Genomic DNA, 15,046 nt, shown 5'->3' with positions numbered 1-15,046 from the left:
CCGTGCGTCAGAAGACGCGCTGGTAGCCGGCGCCGCCGTACTCCAGGACCTTGATCGCGTCGGTCCCGCCCGCGAAGGGCGCGCTCCAGTTGCCCGTACCGGCGTAGAAGGCGGCGGCGCGGTTCCAGCCGCCGTACGCGTACAGGTCGGGGCGGCCGTCCTTGTTGCCGTCGCCGATGCCGACGAGCTCCGTGTAACCGCCCCAGCCGCCGCCGACCTTGGTGCGGCCGGCGAAGGTGCCGTCGCCCTTGCCGAGGTACAGCCACAGCACGCCGGCCGTGTCACGGGCGAGGAGGTCACCGGCCGGGCCTCCGGCGAGGTTCCCGACGGCCGTCAGCTGGTTGTAGCCGCCCCAGCCGCCGCCGATCTTCGTACGGGCGCCGAAGGGAGTGCCGGCCGAGCCCGTGCCCTTGTAGAGGTAGAGGTCGCCCGCCCTGTCCTGGGCGACGAGGTCGGCGCGGCCGTCCCCGGTCAGGTCGCCGCCGCCGGCGAGGTGCTTGTACGTCTGCCAGCCGGGGCCGATCTTCGTACGGGTCCCCAGCGGCTTCGTCTCGTCGCCGGTGCCCTGGTACAGCCACAGCACGCCCGACGCGTCACGGGCGATCGTGTCGGCCGCGGTCGTGCCCGCGACGTTCCCGACGGACTCGATCTGGTCGTACGCATTCCAGCCGGAGCCGACCAGGGTCCTCTGGTACGTGGGAGCCAGCCGCTTCGTGGCCGCGTCGTACGTGGTGTCGACGCGCCACAGCGTGCCGCCCGCGTCCTTGGCGAACAGGTCCGGCGAGCCGTTGTCGCTGTAGTCGTGCGGCTTGGCCGAGCGGACCACCCTGAAGGTGCCCGACTGCTCGACCGCCGGCCCGATGCCGTTCTGCGGAACGGCCCGGAAGGACCAGGTGTAGTCGCCGTTGAAGGCCGACTTGTCGCCCGGCGAGAGGTCGTCGACGAGGCCCTGCCAGGTGATGCCGAAGGTGATGTCGTCGAACGTGTGCCGGGACGGATAGTCGCGGCGCAGCTCCAGCAGGCGGGAGTAGGTCTGGCCCGTCTTCTTGTGGGTGAGCTTCAGCTGGACGTCGGCGTTGAGCCGGGACATCCGCCACTTCAGCTCGACCTCGCGGTCCCGGTCGAAGTCGACGACGGCCGGCACCTGGGAGCCGAGATAGGTCAGGGCGGTGGGCTGCTCCGTCGTCGCGACCTTCTCGACGGCGAGCTGCCCGCCCCCGGGGGTGGAGACCCGGTAGAGGCCCTCGCCCTGCGCGACCGTGCCGCCGCGCACGAGCAGGGAGCCGTCCGACGCGGCTTCCATGGAGGTGGCGTAGTCGGCGAGTTGGACGGGCTCGGAGATCTGGGTGGGCTCGGAGAGCTCGCCCGCCGTCAGGTCGACGGCCTGCACCTTCGTGTTCGGGAACGTGCCGTTGTCGGTGAGCTTGCTCGGGGCGCCGTACACCAGCCAGTTGCCCACCAGGCCGACGAAGTACTCGTCGGTGAGGGCGAAGGTGTGCCGCTTCGTGACGCGGGTCTTCCGGTCCACCGTGGTGTAGACGATGCCGTCGTCCTCGGAGAACGCGGTCCAGGCGACGTGCGTGGCCGAGAGGGCCAGCTGGGAGTGGAGGGAGGAGAGGGAGTCGGACACGCCGGCGGGGTACGTCTCGACGACCGCGCCGGTGGTCACGTCGATGACGGCACGGGCGCCGGTGCGCAGGTCGGAGGAGCCGGTCTCGTAACCGACGAGGATCTTGCCGTCGACGACGGGCGCGTCGGCGAAGAAGCCGTTCGCGTCGGCGGGGAGGCCGGTCACCTCGCGGCTGTGGATGCCGTCGTTCTCCTCGGTGACGAGGAGCAGCTTCTCGCCGGGGGCGCCGTTGACGGGCGCCTTGGCGAGGACGGTGCGCGGGCCGACGGCCTGGACGTAGGTGGCCCCCAGTGAGCCGAGGTCGAAGGAGACCACGACGGCGGGGCGGTCGACGACGGGCACGGACATGTCCAGGAGCGTGACGGTACGCATCAGGTGCGGGGCGGCGGAGTCACCGACCACCAGGATGTCCGTGCCGGTGCCGCCGACGCCACCGCCGGCAGGGGACGCGACGGCGGTCGAGCTGCCGTCCGCGTACCGGGTCCACCGGAGCTCGTTGGTGCTCTCGGAGCGGGTCAGGAAGCCGGTGGTCCCGGCCCCGGCGATCTTCGCGCCGGCCGGGAACGGCACGGTCGCGTCGGCGGTGGCTTCCGTGGCGGCGGTGACGGCGGCGGTACCCGCCGGGGCGGCGAGCGCGGCCGGCCCGGACGCCAGGGCCGTGCCGGCGGTGATCGCGAGGACGGCGGTCACAGCGGCGGCGAGGTGACGACCACGACCGGACAAACGATTCTGCAAGGTGAATTCCCCCCAAAACAAACAGACATGGCAAGCGCCACGCTTGTTTGACTCGTGATCCGGGTCGGGGGTTGTACGAAAAGACGCCCCGTCAGTGATCGCGATCCGCGCCCGTACGCTCCACCACGCCCCGGACGAACGCCGCCTGGCCCGCGTGCTGGAGGTCGTCCGCGATCACCGAGACCAGCCGGACACCGAGGGTCACCGGAGGGTCCCAGGCCGTGTCGACGACCCGGGCCAGGTCCGCGTTCGTCACCGACCCGATCAGCTCCACCGTCCGCGCGTGCACGGCGTCGTGGTACCCGAGCAGCAGCTCCGCCGGCGCGCGCACCGCGCCGACCTCGGCGCGCGTCTGCCCGTACCCGGTGGCCTGCCGGGAGAACGGCAGGCCGAAGCGGGTGGCCCAGCCGTCCGACGCCCACAGCTGCTTCGTGTCGAACGCGTCCGCGAGGTGGTCGTCCTGGATCCGGGTGAGGTGCCAGACGAGCCAGGCGACCGAGTTGGCGTCCGGGTCGATCCGGGCGGCGAGCTCGTCCTCCGTCAGTCCCTCCACGGCCTCGTGGACGGCTTCCCGTACCCGTCCGAACGAGTCGACCAGCAGACCGGCGCTGTTCACGGCAGACTCCTCTCGGCCCTCCACCGCGCCACGGTCTCCTCGACGTCGAAGAGTGTCAGGTTGAGCGGCGGCCCGGCCGGCGGCCGGGCGAGGGCTTCGGCGATCTTGGTGTTGATCTCGCCGACGATCCGGCGGACCTGGCGCTCCGAGACGGCCGCGGCCACCGCCGCGGTGGCGTCCTCTGCGTCCTTGCGCAGCTGGAGGGCCGGCGGCAGTACCGCCATGCCCTCGCGGTGCATCTTCTGCTTGACCCACCACAGTTCGTCGTACGGGGCGGAGTCGTCGGGCAGCGGCTTCCCGAAGCCGGGGAGGCTCCGGAACTCGCCTCGCTCCGAGGCCTCCCGGATCTGCTTGTCGACGAACGACTCGAAGCTCACGCCCGGCGGTTTCCGTTCGGTCATGTGTCCAGACTACGTAATCGCCGTCGTACGAGTGTGGTTCTCGCGGTCTACTGCGGCACGCGATCTTCCGGCACGCTGTGGTCCGTTCAACGCGCGTCGACCCCTGTAACGACAGGCAATCCCTGGAATCCCCGCTCCCCACGAAGCCCCCACCGGAGGACGCATGCGTGCACGGATCACCCCGCTCGGCACCCTGCTCGCGCTCGTCGCGGGCCTGCTCACCGCGCTCGTCACGACCACCCCCGCCCAGGCGGCGCCGCTCTTCAAGGCCCCCTACCCCTGTGGCCAGAAGTGGACCTACGGCCACCACTCCGCCGAGGTCCGCCAGGCCCTCGACTTCATCCGCGCCGACGGCGGCACGACGGCCGGCACCCCGGTCCTCGCCTCGGCGTCCGGGACCGCCTACCGCTACTCCCAGCCGAGCGGCGCGGGCAACTACATCGTGGTCGACCACGGCAGCGGCTGGAAGACGTACTACTTCCACCTCAACGCCTACTCCGTCGCCAACGGCGCCTGGGTCGCCCAGGGGCAGCAGATCGGCACCACCGGCTCCACCGGCAACAGCTCCGGCGCCCACATCCACTACGAGCAGCTCTACAACGGCGTCGGCCAGCCCATCGTCATCAACGGCGCCTCCCTCGCCCCCTACCCGGGCTCCTACGGCTCCAAGTACCTGACGAGCGACAACGGCTGCTCGGGCGGCGGAGGCGGAAAGTACTGGGTCGACACCTTCGCCAACGCCACCGGCTACGCGCAGGCGAACACCGACGACGCCCAAGGCGTGCTGAACGCGGGCACGAACTACGTCTTCTGCAAGGTCTGGGGCCAGGAGATCCGCGACGCCTCCGGGAACTTCAACCACTGGTGGCTCAGGACCGACCTCGACACCGTCTACGCCGGGAAGAACGGCAACGGAGCGTACGTGTCCGCGTACTACCTGTCACGCTGGGGCAACGACGAGGCCCGCGACAACAACGGGGCGGTCATCCCCACATGCTGACCGTGTAGGGAGAAAAGGCAGGAGCCCCGCTCGTGCCCTGAGGCACGGAGCGGGGCTCCTTGGGTACTGCTCTAGTCCAGCGCTGACGCCGACCCGGGCACCTTAGGCCGGGGTGACGTTCTCCGCCTGCGGGCCCTTCGGGCCCTGCGTGACGTCGAAGGTCACGAGCTGGTTCTCCTCGAGCGAACGGAAGCCGTTCGCGTTGATCGCGGAGTAGTGGACGAAGACATCCGGGCCGCCGCCGTCCTGGGCGATGAAGCCGAAGCCCTTTTCAGCGTTGAACCACTTGACGGTTCCGGTAGCCATAAGCCCTCCTTGGGCCAAAGGGTTGCCCTGCTCCAGAACCTGCAAACAAGTCTGAAAACTACAAAAGCCTGCGGGTCACATGCTCCGCAGGCTCTGTACTGCAAGGGAAACCAAACTGCAACTTGCGTTGAGCCTAGCACGCAGGATGCGGAGGACGGTAGAGGGAAAGATCACGTCACTCACATGTTTGATCTGCGGTTCCGTGCCGACCTCGGCCGTGTCGTGAGCCCCGGCGACGCCCGCGCCACGAGGCGGGTCTAGCCTCGCAATGTGGACAATGCAACCGACGACGCAACCGGCGCCCACCCGCGCAGCCGGCCCCGCGTCGGACACATCCAGTTCCTGAACTGCCTGCCCCTTTACTGGGGCCTGGCGAGGACCGGAACGCTCCTCGATCTCGAGCTCACGAAGGACACCCCGGAGAAGCTCAGCGAGCGCCTCGTCCGGGGTGACCTCGACGTCGGCCCCATCACCCTCGTCGAGTACCTCCGGAACGCCGAGGACCTCGTCGCCCTCCCCGACATCGCCGTGGGCTGCGACGGCCCCGTCATGTCGTGCGTGATCGTCTCCCAGCGGCCGCTCCGGGAGCTGGACGGGGCCCGGGTGGCGCTCGGTTCGACCTCCCGCACGTCGGTGCGCCTCGCCCAGCTGCTGCTCGCCGAGCAGTACGGGGTGAAGCCCGACTACTACACGTGCCCGCCGGACCTCGGCGTGATGATGCAGGAGGCGGAGGCGGCCGTCCTCATCGGCGACGCCGCGCTCCGGGCCTCGCTGCACGACGCCCCCCGCCTCGGGCTCCAGGTCCACGACCTGGGCCTCATGTGGAAGGAATGGACGGGGCTGCCCTTCGTCTTCGCGGTGTGGGCGGCGCGCAAGGACTACCTGGCGCGCGAGCCCGAGACCGTCCACGAGGTGCACCAGGCGTTCCTGGCCTCGCGGGACCTCTCCCTCGAAGAGGTCGCCAAGGTCGCCGAGCAGGCCGCCCGCTGGGAGACCTTCGACGCGGAGCTCCTGGAGCGGTACTTCCGGACGCTCGATTTCCGCTTCGGCCCGGAGCAGCTCGCGGGAGTGCGGGAGTTCGCCCGCCGCACCGGCCCGACGACGGGTTTCCCGGCCGACGTCCGAGTGGAGCTGCTCGCGCGGAACACCTCGCGGAACACCCCGCCGAGCACCCTGGGGAAGCCGTGAGAACCCCTGGCGTACGCTGGTTCGGACGATCAGAACCCCTCCGAAAGGGACGTACCCGGTGACCGAGAAGGCCGAGCTCCAGTCTGTTCTCGACCGCGCAGCCGCGGGTGGCCGGATCACCCCCGAGGAGGCGCTCGACCTCTACCGCTCGGCGCCCCTGCACGCGCTGGGCGCCGCCGCCGACGCCGTGCGCCGCCGCCGGTACGCGGGGACCGAGCACATCGCGACGTACATCATCGAGCGGAACATCAACTACACGAACGTCTGCGTGACGGCGTGCAAGTTCTGCGCGTTCTACGCCGCTCCGAAGGACACGAAGAAGGGCTGGTCCCGGGACCTCGACGACATCCTGCGCCGCTGCGCGGAGACCGTGGAGCTCGGCGGCACCCAGATCATGTTCCAGGGCGGCCACCACCCGGACTACGGCGTCGAGTACTACGAGAAGCACTTCGCCGCGATCAAGCAGGCCTACCCGCAGCTGGTCATCCACTCCCTCGGCGCCTCCGAGGTCGAGCACATGGCCCGGATCTCCGGCGTCTCCGTCGAGGAGGCGATCACCCGCATCCACGCCGCCGGTCTCGACTCCTTCGCGGGCGCCGGCGCCGAGCTGCTCCCCGAGCGGCCGCGCAAGGCCATCGCCCCGCTCAAGGAGAGCGGCGAGCGCTGGCTGGAGATCATGGAGATCGCCCACAAGCTGGGCGTCGAGTCGACCTCCACCATGCTGATGGGCACCGGCGAGACCAACGCCGAGCGGATCGAGCACCTGCGGATGATCCGTGACGTGCAGGACCGGACGGGCGGCTTCCGGGCCTTCATCCCGTACACGTACCAGCCCGAGAACAACCACCTCAAGGGCCGCACGCACGCCACGCTCTTCGAGTACCTGCGCATGATCGCGATCGCCCGGCTGTTCTTCGACAACATCGCGCACATCCAGGGCTCGTGGCTCACCACGGGCAAGGAGATCGGCCAGCTGACCCTGCACTACGGCGCCGACGACCTCGGCTCGATCATGCTGGAGGAGAACGTCGTCTCCTCGGCGGGTGCCAAGCACCGCTCCAACCTGCGCGAGATGATCGACATGATCCGCACGGCGGACCGCGTCCCGGCGCAGCGCGCCACGACGTACGAGCACCTCGTCGTCCACGACGACCCGGCGAACGACCCGGTCGACGAGCGCGTCGCCTCGCACATCTCGTCCACGGCGATCGAGGGCGGCACGGCTCACCCCGAGCTGAAGCTCCTCGACGCCAACTGACGGCGCCATGCTGACGATCCACTTCGCCGAGGCGTCGCCCGAGACCGCCGTCCTGGTCGACGGCGCCCTCGTCGCCGCCGTCGGCCCGTACGAGGACCTGGCCGCCCTGCGCCCCGAGGCGCGGGTGCGGCAGTGGCCCGGCATCCTCACGCCCGGACTGCTCAACCCGTACGGGCCCGAGCTGCTCGAAGGCATGTACCACCCGGACCCCCGGGAGGCCGCGGGGTTCGGCACCGAGCCGATCCCCGGGGAGCGGGCGCAGCGGATCTTCCGGATGGACCCCTCCCGCCGCGGCGCCTCCGCGCGCCGCGGCGTGCAGCAGCTCCTGGCCCACGGGACGGTCGGCGTCGCCGGTGAACTGCGAGGCCGGGGCGCCGTGGACGCCGTACGCAGGGCCGGCCTGGTCATCGGCCGCCGCCCGGACACGCTCCCCGGGCCACCGTCCTTCTCGCCGGCGCCGCTGGTGCTGCTGCCCGGTCTCGTGCCGGGCGGCCCGGCCCGCTTCGCCGTCTTCGACGTCGCCGACCGGGCCGCTCTGGTCCGCCTCGGCCCGTCGACCTGCGTCGCCACGGTCATCGACGGCCGACTGGTCTACCGGGCCCGCTGACCCTTCCCGGAGGACAGTTCGGCAACCTCCGTCGGGGAAAGGCGTTCCAGGACGAACGGCGGCTCCTCCGCCTCCACCGGACGCGCGTCCGCTTCCTTCACCAGCTCCAGGAAGCGCGGGTCCTCGGCGACGTCGACCAGATCGCGCAGCGTCACCGGCGCCTCCGCCTTCCCGGCGTACACGATGAGCGCGACCACGCTCTTGCGGTACCAGTACTGCTTGGTCACCCTCCAGGTCGGCCACTCGCTCATTGGCCCGCTCCTCAGCCGCGTGTCCTCCTCGCAGGTGGGCGCGTCCTTCGGCTTGTTCTCGCAGTACAGGAGGGACATCTCGTTGCCCGGTCGCACCGACGCGACCATGCGGAAGGTCTCGCCGCCCGCCGTGATCCGGTACTCGGGCGTCCGGTCCTTCACCGGGCTGATGTCGGTGATCGTCGCGGGCAGCAGCTCGTCCAGCAGAGCCGCCATCTTCTGCTGGTACTGCGCGCGGCGCTCCCGCTCGGCCGGGGACAGTCCCTCGGGGTTGTCCGGCGGCGTGATGCCCGGCGTCTCCTCCACGACCACCGGGGGATAGCTGTACGTCGCGCCCCCGGTGGCGGGTGTCGACACCGCCGGGGCGGTCGTCCCCGGCAGCAGGGTGAGACCGAGGGCCCCCGCCGTGACCACGGCGAACGCCGCCGCCCCGACCGTGAACCGGGACCGGGCCCGCCGCCTGCGGCCCTCGCGCACCGCGAGCGGGACGAGGTCGGGCAGCGGTGGCAGACCGTCCGTCGTCCGGTCCATGGCGTCGCGCAACAGATCGGTGTCGTTGTTCTTTTCCACGGTGGACCTCAGCTTTCCGTGATCGAGAGCCCGGCATCCGCCAGGCGTACGCGAAGTCGGGCAAGGGAACGGGAGCACTGGCTCTTGACGGTGGCCTCGCTGCACCGCAGCAGGGTCGCCACGGAGGCCACGCTCTGGTCCTCCCAATAGCGCAGCACGACCATCGCCCGTGCCCGGGGCGGGAGTTCGGCGAGCGCGCCGAGCAGCGTCACGCGCAGATCGGTGTGGTCGGCGGGCGGTGCCGGGTCCGTGCCCCCGGTCCGGGTCAGCGCGAGCAGATCGCGCAGCCGGCGCCGTCGCTCGGACAGGAAGGTGCGGGTCAGCACCGTCTTGGCGTACGCGTACGGATGATCGGCGGCCCCCGCCCGTCGCCAGTGCTGGTACAGCTTGGCCAGCGTGGTCTGGGTCAGGTCCCGGGCGGTCTCGGCGTCGCCGCAGAGCAGGTACGCCGTGCGGTACAGCCGCTGCTGGGCGGCCCGGGCGAACTCCTCGAACCCGGCGACGGACCCGACGTCCACCCGGCCGTCGGTGCGGACGTCCGCGCCGCCCCCGGCCCCGACGTCGGAGCCGCCCCCGGCCCCGACGTCGGAGCCGCCCCCGGCCCTGACGTCCGGCTCCGCGGCCGTCATCTCGGTCGACACTGCCATCGCACCCCTTCTCCCCTCGCCGTCGTGCACCCGCCGTCGTGGCGCGTGCTCGACCGTCCTTGAGCACCCCCGGTCCCGAAAGGTTGAAAGGAGTTCCCGGAAATCCTGCCGCCCAGCGGGCCCGCTCCGGGCGGCAGGGCGCCGCCTGCCAGAATGGGTGGATCCGTCCGCACCCGATCTTGCGAGGCCGAACGCCAGTGACCCGCGCAACCCTGGACAAGCAGCCGCACGAAGTCGCCTCGATGTTCGACGACGTGGCGGCGAACTACGACCTCACCAACGACGTGCTCTCCCTCGGGCAGGACCGCCGCTGGCGCAAGGAGGTCGCGAAGGCCGTCGACGCCCGCCCCGCGCAGAAGATTCTCGACCTCGCGGCGGGTACGGCCACGTCCTCGCAGCCCTTCGCCCGCGCGGGCGCGTACGTCGTGCCCTGCGACTTCTCGATCGGGATGCTCCAGGTCGGCAAGAAGCGCCACCCGTGGATGCCGTTCACGGCGGGCGACGGCATGAAGCTGCCCTTCCGTGACGACGTCTTCGACGCCGTCACGATCTCCTTCGGGCTGCGGAACATCCAGGACACCGAGGCGGCGCTGCGCGAGCTGTACCGGGTGACGAAGCCGGGCGGCCGGGTCGTCATCTCCGAGTTCTCGCACCCCACCTGGGCGCCGTTCCGCACGGTGTACGAGGAGTACCTGATGCGCGCGCTGCCGCCGGTGGCCCGCGCCGTCTCCTCGAACCCCGACGCGTACGTGTACCTGGCCGAGTCCATCCAGTCCTGGCCGGACCAGCCGACCCTGGCGGGCATGCTCCAGAAGGCCGGCTGGTCGAAGGTGGCCTGGCGGAACCTGACCGGTGGGATCGTGGCGCTCCACCGGGGGTTCAAGGCCTGACGGCCGGGTGAGCGACGGCTACGGCTTCACGTACATGCCGTAACCGCCGATGCCGGTGTACACCGAGTCGGCGACCTCGCGGTGCACGAGCCCGCCGTCCAGGGGGTCCGTCGGCGGGGTGTGGGTCTTCGACTGCGCCTCCGTCGGCTTCTTCGTCACCAGGGCGGTGGAGCCGCCGCCGTCCAGGTTGATGGCGTCGACGATCCCGAGCAGCGGGGAGTCCAGGAGGGCGGCGAAGCTCCGCAGGTAGTCGCCGTCCTCGTTGTCCGCCCCGGTGAGGGTGACGAGCACCGGGTGGCCCTGGGCGTTCGTGCCGAGCGCGGTGCGCGAGTCGGTGCAGATCAGGGTCGTGCCGTCGGCGCTCGTCTCCTTGCCGCTGCAGGAGTCGGGCAGCTCGGCGGGGATCTTCGAGTGGCGGAGCAGCTGGTGGAAGGAGCTGACGACGTCGACCGACTTGTCCAGCGGGATGTCCCGGTTCAGGGTGACGTCGTGGAGCTTCTGGTCGATCGTCACCCGGTCGTCGAGGGCGAGCCGGTCGCGGAGCCACTGGGCCCTGGTGCCGATGCCCTGGATGACGCGGCCGCCCGCGGGGACCGCGGTTCCGCCGCGGCCTTCGCGGACCTGGGTGACGACGCCGTGCGCGTCGACGACGACCTCGAAGCCCGTGTCGGCGGTGGCGGCGACGAGGGGGTCGGTCCCGGGCTTCGGGGTGGGCAGGCCGTAGTCGTCGGTGAAGACGACGATCTCGTCGCTGTCGGTGAAGACGGGCGGGGTCTTGCTCACCTCCATGTCCTCGGAGTCGCGCGCGCAGTGCGGGGGGCGTCCCGGGGTCCGGTTGACGTCGTCGATCCGGACGGTCTCGCCGGAGGGGCCGATCAGCTGCATGTCCGTGAGGAGCTTGGTGATGTACGGGATGCCGTACTGGATCACCGCTCCGGTGCTGCCCTTCCCGCCGCTCCAGCAACTGGAGCTGTGCAGGACGCCGTCCGTGGCCGAGACGCTGGTGTGCGCGGCGGTCTTCTCGACGCCGGCTCCGGCGGGCTCCCGCTGGAACAGGCCGCCGTTGACTCCCGCGTACGGGTGACGGGCCGCCACCGGGGTGACCTTGGCGAGCTGCTCCGTGACGTGCTCGGCCGAGCCGTCGCGCGTGCCGACGGTGCTTTCCAGGGTGAGAGACCCGGCGGTGGGGTCGATCTCGACGATCTGGAGCTTGCGGGCCTTGGCGCGGAGGGCGGAGGGGCCTTCGGTCCAGGTGGTGTGGGTGACGCCGGGGGCGACCGTGACCGCTGTGCCCTTGGCCCAGGTGGCGAGCGGGTCGGTGGCCTGCTGACCGGCGCCGGAGGCGGGGGAGGTCAGGGCGAGGGCGGCGCCGAGGGCGGCCACCACGGCCACCCAGGGGCGGCGGTTCCTGGTCACTGGCAGTCTCCCGTGGTGGTGACGAGCTCGTGCGAGCGGAACGTCCCGGCGAAGGGCGCCGGGACGGTGACGCTGTCGCCGCGCAGGACGACGTAGGCGCCGAACTTCTTCACGCCCGTGGTGTCCGCCGGGTCGGCCCAGGTGCCGGTGTACGTCGGCTGGGGGTAGAAGCAGACGTCCTTCGCGGTCCGGTTCCAGGCGGACTTGGGCGCGGGCCCGGTGCCGTAGCTGTTGCCGTAGTTCCGGGTGGCGGGGTCGGTCGCCGGGAGGTGGACGGTCATCGCGCCGCGGCCGTTGCGCTCCGCGAAGGTGCAGACCCGGTTGTCGGGGCAGCGCTCGTAGCCGGTGAAGCAGAGGGCCCGGGTCGGGACCAGCTTGTGGCCGCTGACGGCGCCGGCCGCGTAGGCGTCCTCGGCGTCCAGATCGACGGTTTCGAGGTGCCCGCCGTACGCGGGGTCGCCGTAGACGCAGGCCCACATCGCGGTGTTGTTCTTCGCGGACAGAGCCTTGCCGTCCCAGGTCGCGTCGTAGCTCTCGGCGTTCTGCCGGTCGGTGAAGTCCCGCCGCTCGCCGGTGCCGTCGGCTCCGGAGTAGAGGCAGAACGTGGCGGGCGGGCAGTCGTCGAAGGGCTCGGCTTCGGCGCTCGCGGGCAGCACGAGGAACACCGAGCAGAGGAGGGCGAGGGCGGCCGTGATCAGCGCGCCCCGCCGTAGGTCGAATCGGAAGTCGGTCACGGATGATCATCGTGCCATCACGTTCAGCACAGGGGAACAGGTGTTCACCCTGTGGGAAAGCGGTGGGGTGACCCTCCGTTTCTCCCGCACCCGCCCCCCATAGACTGCGATACGTCCTCATCGTCGAATTCCGGGAGACTCCGCCGTGACCGAGCAGCCCCTCTCCGAGCACACCGCAGATGTGATCGTCGTCGGGGCGGGCCCGGCCGGCTCCACCACCGCGTACTACCTGGCCAAGGCCGGACTCGACGTCCTGCTCCTGGAGAAGACCGCTTTCCCCCGCGAGAAGGTCTGCGGCGACGGCCTCACCCCCCGCGCCACCAAGCAGCTCGTCTCCATGGGCATCGACATTTCCGAAGAGGCCGGCTGGCTGCGGAACAAGGGCCTGCGGATCATCGGCGGCGGCGTCCGCCTGGAGCTCGACTGGCCGGAACTCGCCTCGTACCCGGACTACGGGCTCGTCCGCAAGCGCGACGACTTCGACGAGCAGCTCGCCCGGCAGGCGCAGAAGGCCGGCGCCCGGCTGTACGAGCGCTGCAACGTCGGCGCCCCGATCGTCGACGACCGCACCGGCCGCATCACCGGCGTCCACGCCAAGCTCGGTGACGAGAAGCGCGAGGTCACCTTCCACGCCCCGCTCGTCGTCGCCGCCGACGGCAACTCCACCCGGCTCTCCCTCGCCATGGGCCTGCACCGCCGCGAGGACCGCCCGATGGGCGTCGCCGTCCGCACGTACTTCACCTCGCCCCGCCACGACGACGACTACCTGGAGTCCTGGCTGGAGCTGTGGGACCGGCGCGGCCCGCAGGACCGGCTGCTCCCCGGCTACGGCTGGATCTTCGGCATGGGCGACGGCACGTCCAACGTCGGCCTCGGCATCCTCAACTCCTCCTCCGCCTTCCGCGAGCTGGACTGGCGCGAGGTCCTCAAGGCCTGGTGCGCCTCGATGCCGGAGGACTGGGGCTACACCCCGGAGAACATGACGACGCCGATCCGCGGCGCCGCCCTCCCGATGGCCTTCAACCGCCAGCCGCACTACACGAAGGGCCTGCTGCTCGTCGGCGACGCGGGCGGCATGGTCAATCCGTTCAACGGCGAGGGCATCGCGTACGCCATGGAGTCCGGCCAGATCGCGGCCGATGTCATCGTCCAGGCCCACGCCCGCACGACCCCCGCCCAGCGCGAACTGGCCCTGCGGAACTACCCGCAGGTCCTCAAGGACACCTACGGCGGCTACTACACGCTCGGCCGCGCCTTCGTGAAGATGATCGGCAACCCGAAGGTCATGAAGATCGCGACCCAGCGCGGCCTGACCCACCCGCTCCTGATGAAGTTCACCCTCAAGATGCTGGCGAACCTCACGGACCCGACGGGCGGCGACGCGATGGACCGCATCATCAACGGCCTCTCGAAGGTGGCCCCGAAGGCCTGATACGAGGAAGGGCCCTCTTCCCGCGGGAAGAGGGCCCTTCGTCATGTCGGTCACCGGTTGACCGAGGCCGCCTTCTTGATCCGCTCGTCCAGCTCGACCTTGACCTGACTCAGCGTCTCGGCGTGCTCCTCCATGAGCTCCTTCTGGAACCCGACCTCGGCGGTGTACCAGAGGGCCACCAGATCCGTCCGCTTCTTGCAGGCCACGTCCTGCTTCGCGGCGGCGATCGCCTTGGCGCTGCCGTCGTCGCCATCGGCCTCCAGCCCGAGCGCCTGGTGCGGGGAGACGGGGTCGGTGACGCTGTACCCCTTCTCCGCCATGCACGCCGACCACGCCTTCACGGCCTTCGCCACCTTCGGCGACTGCTGGGCCCGGGTGGACGCCTCCGACTCCATCCCGAAGACGTAGAGCAGCTCCACGGGCTCCTTCTTCTCCGCGTAGAGGCTGAGGTGCCCCTCCCGGGAACAGCCGCCGATCGGCACCTTCTGCCCATTGAGCGTCCGGCCGCTGTCGGTCTTCCGCGATTCCTCCAGGGTGAGCGGGGGAAGGACGAGACCGCCTCCCGGCTTGCTCTTGAGCGGCGGCCCGGTCAGCGCCAGCCGCTCGGCCGGAGGCAGCGAGTCCTCGGGCAGCTTCTCCGGGTCGGGGGCGGGGCCACCGGGCCTGGCGTACCCGTACCGTGCCGCCCTCGCCTCGTCCGTGATCCCGTAGCGCAACGACGTGCCGTTGGGCCGCGGCGCGGGCCGGACCGGCAGCTTGTACGTGAACCCGAAGCGCTTCATGCAGTCCGCGACCAGCAGGTCCTGTGCCGTCTCCAGGCTGCGGATCTGTTCGTTCGTCGTCTTGTACGGGTCCAAGGGATACACGAGTTCTGCGGGGGACACCTTGGACGGGTCGGACAGCGGCTTCGTGTCGGCGGAGACTGCGGGTTCTCCCGACGAGCAGGCGGTGAGAAGAAGTCCCGTACTCAGCAGGAGGACGGCGGCCGAACGGGACGGGCTGGGGCGCGCGACTCGGCGTTGTTTCAAGGTTCTTGCCTTTCGGCATGAAGGGAGACCGGGGTGAGAACGTGGCGAATTCGAGGGCGAATTCGAGGGCGAACTCCACCTGATCGCAGGCTGATTGGTCAACCGCACTGCCTGGCGGACATACGCCGATCGCCCGTTTCCGGCGGCTCACCTGGGACTCTCCCGTGATCGCCGGACCCGTTCGCTATGCCGAGTATGTCAAGTGCCCGGAAACCGACCGGCTGTTATCGGCTCCAGATGAACAGCAGGTATGAGATGAGCGGCAGTTGGGAAGTGACGGCGTCTTCTCTCTGTGGTTAGAGTGGCGCCGGTCGAGCACGCGTACGACGTGCCCGGC

The 15,046-nt window shown here is 70.6% G+C and carries 15 protein-coding genes; 6 read left to right on the top strand and 9 right to left on the bottom strand.

The window, feature by feature from the left end; translation table 11 throughout:
* Positions 1-7 precede the first annotated feature (7 nt).
* The 3 genes from OG357_RS16195 to OG357_RS16185 form a co-directional block, all read right to left on the bottom strand.
* Positions 8-2,365 (bottom strand): FG-GAP repeat domain-containing protein, encoded by a 2,358-nt coding sequence (locus OG357_RS16195; RefSeq protein ID WP_329621814.1) that lies wholly within the window; start codon positions 2,363-2,365, stop codon positions 8-10.
* Between the two features lie 91 nt (positions 2,366-2,456).
* The gene (locus OG357_RS16190) at positions 2,457-2,981 is read right to left on the bottom strand and encodes a mycothiol transferase (RefSeq protein WP_329621813.1); all 525 of its coding nucleotides are present in this window, start codon (positions 2,979-2,981) and stop codon (positions 2,457-2,459) included.
* Positions 2,978-3,382, bottom strand: a complete 405-nt coding sequence (locus tag OG357_RS16185; RefSeq protein ID WP_329621812.1) for a J-domain-containing protein — start codon at positions 3,380-3,382, stop codon at positions 2,978-2,980. The genes OG357_RS16190 and OG357_RS16185 overlap by 4 nt, the downstream gene beginning before the upstream one ends.
* Positions 3,383-3,545: 163 nt before the next feature.
* On the opposite strand from OG357_RS16185, the gene OG357_RS16180 reads away from it, so the two are divergent.
* Positions 3,546-4,382, top strand: a complete 837-nt coding sequence (locus tag OG357_RS16180; protein ID WP_329621811.1) for a M23 family metallopeptidase — start codon at positions 3,546-3,548, stop codon at positions 4,380-4,382.
* A 102-nt stretch (positions 4,383-4,484) separates the two neighbouring features.
* Here OG357_RS16180 and OG357_RS16175 read toward each other — a convergent pair whose 3' ends face one another.
* Complete coding sequence (locus OG357_RS16175) at positions 4,485-4,688, bottom strand: cold-shock protein (RefSeq protein WP_030208785.1); 204 nt, start codon at positions 4,686-4,688, stop codon at positions 4,485-4,487.
* Positions 4,689-4,958: 270 nt separating this feature from the next.
* Between OG357_RS16175 and OG357_RS16170 the strand changes: the two genes are divergently transcribed.
* The 3 genes from OG357_RS16170 to OG357_RS16160 are packed head-to-tail and all read left to right on the top strand — an operon-like array spanning position 4,959 to position 7,741.
* The gene (locus tag OG357_RS16170; protein WP_329621810.1) at positions 4,959-5,876 is read left to right on the top strand and encodes a menaquinone biosynthetic enzyme MqnA/MqnD family protein; all 918 of its coding nucleotides are present in this window, start codon (positions 4,959-4,961) and stop codon (positions 5,874-5,876) included.
* A gap of 58 nt (positions 5,877-5,934) precedes the next feature.
* Positions 5,935-7,134, top strand: a complete 1,200-nt coding sequence (gene mqnC, locus OG357_RS16165; protein WP_329621809.1) for a cyclic dehypoxanthinyl futalosine synthase — start codon at positions 5,935-5,937, stop codon at positions 7,132-7,134.
* Positions 7,135-7,141: 7 nt separating this feature from the next.
* Complete coding sequence (locus OG357_RS16160) at positions 7,142-7,741, top strand: hypothetical protein (protein WP_329621808.1); 600 nt, start codon at positions 7,142-7,144, stop codon at positions 7,739-7,741.
* Here the strand turns inward: OG357_RS16160 and OG357_RS16155 are convergent.
* On the bottom strand, positions 7,726-8,562 hold the full coding sequence (locus OG357_RS16155) for a hypothetical protein (protein ID WP_329621807.1): 837 nt from the start codon (positions 8,560-8,562) through the stop codon (positions 7,726-7,728). The two genes, OG357_RS16160 and OG357_RS16155, sit on opposite strands and share 16 nt — an antisense overlap.
* Before the next feature lie 8 nt (positions 8,563-8,570).
* The gene (locus OG357_RS16150; protein ID WP_329625606.1) at positions 8,571-9,080 is read right to left on the bottom strand and encodes a SigE family RNA polymerase sigma factor; all 510 of its coding nucleotides are present in this window, start codon (positions 9,078-9,080) and stop codon (positions 8,571-8,573) included.
* Positions 9,081-9,406: 326 nt separating this feature from the next.
* Between OG357_RS16150 and OG357_RS16145 the strand changes: the two genes are divergently transcribed.
* A complete protein-coding gene (locus OG357_RS16145) occupies positions 9,407-10,099 on the top strand; it encodes a demethylmenaquinone methyltransferase (protein WP_329621806.1) in 693 nt (230 codons plus the stop codon).
* An 18-nt stretch (positions 10,100-10,117) separates the two neighbouring features.
* On the opposite strand, the gene OG357_RS16140 is transcribed toward OG357_RS16145, so the two are convergent.
* The gene (locus OG357_RS16140; RefSeq protein WP_329621805.1) at positions 10,118-11,515 is read right to left on the bottom strand and encodes a phosphodiester glycosidase family protein; all 1,398 of its coding nucleotides are present in this window, start codon (positions 11,513-11,515) and stop codon (positions 10,118-10,120) included.
* Positions 11,512-12,249, bottom strand: coding sequence for a peptidase inhibitor family I36 protein (locus OG357_RS16135; protein WP_329621804.1), 738 nt, complete (start codon positions 12,247-12,249; stop codon positions 11,512-11,514). The genes OG357_RS16140 and OG357_RS16135 overlap by 4 nt, the downstream gene beginning before the upstream one ends.
* A 145-nt stretch (positions 12,250-12,394) precedes the next feature.
* Here OG357_RS16135 and OG357_RS16130 point away from each other — a divergent pair, with 145 nt between their 5' ends.
* Complete coding sequence (locus OG357_RS16130) at positions 12,395-13,681, top strand: geranylgeranyl reductase family protein (protein WP_317598215.1); 1,287 nt, start codon at positions 12,395-12,397, stop codon at positions 13,679-13,681.
* 50 nt (positions 13,682-13,731) lie between these two features.
* Here the strand turns inward: OG357_RS16130 and OG357_RS16125 are convergent, their stop codons facing one another.
* Entirely contained in the window at positions 13,732-14,709 is a 978-nt protein-coding gene (locus OG357_RS16125; RefSeq protein ID WP_329621803.1) for a hypothetical protein, read from the bottom strand.
* Positions 14,710-15,046 lie beyond the last annotated feature (337 nt).

This window comes from Streptomyces sp. NBC_01255, from assembly GCF_036226445.1.
In the GTDB taxonomy this organism is placed as follows: Bacteria; Actinomycetota; Actinomycetes; order Streptomycetales; family Streptomycetaceae; genus Streptomyces.
This window is presented reverse-complemented; position numbering and strand designations above follow the sequence as displayed.

Coding starts and splice junctions, on each gene's coding strand:
- OG357_RS16185 (WP_329621812.1), bottom strand. CDS start 3,382: ATGACCGAACGGAAACCGCCGGGCGTGAGCTTCGAGTCGTTCGTCGAC.
- OG357_RS16180 (WP_329621811.1), top strand. CDS start 3,546: ATGCGTGCACGGATCACCCCGCTCGGCACCCTGCTCGCGCTCGTCGCG.
- OG357_RS16175 (WP_030208785.1), bottom strand. CDS start 4,688: ATGGCTACCGGAACCGTCAAGTGGTTCAACGCTGAAAAGGGCTTCGGC.
- OG357_RS16160 (WP_329621808.1), top strand. CDS start 7,142: ATGCTGACGATCCACTTCGCCGAGGCGTCGCCCGAGACCGCCGTCCTG.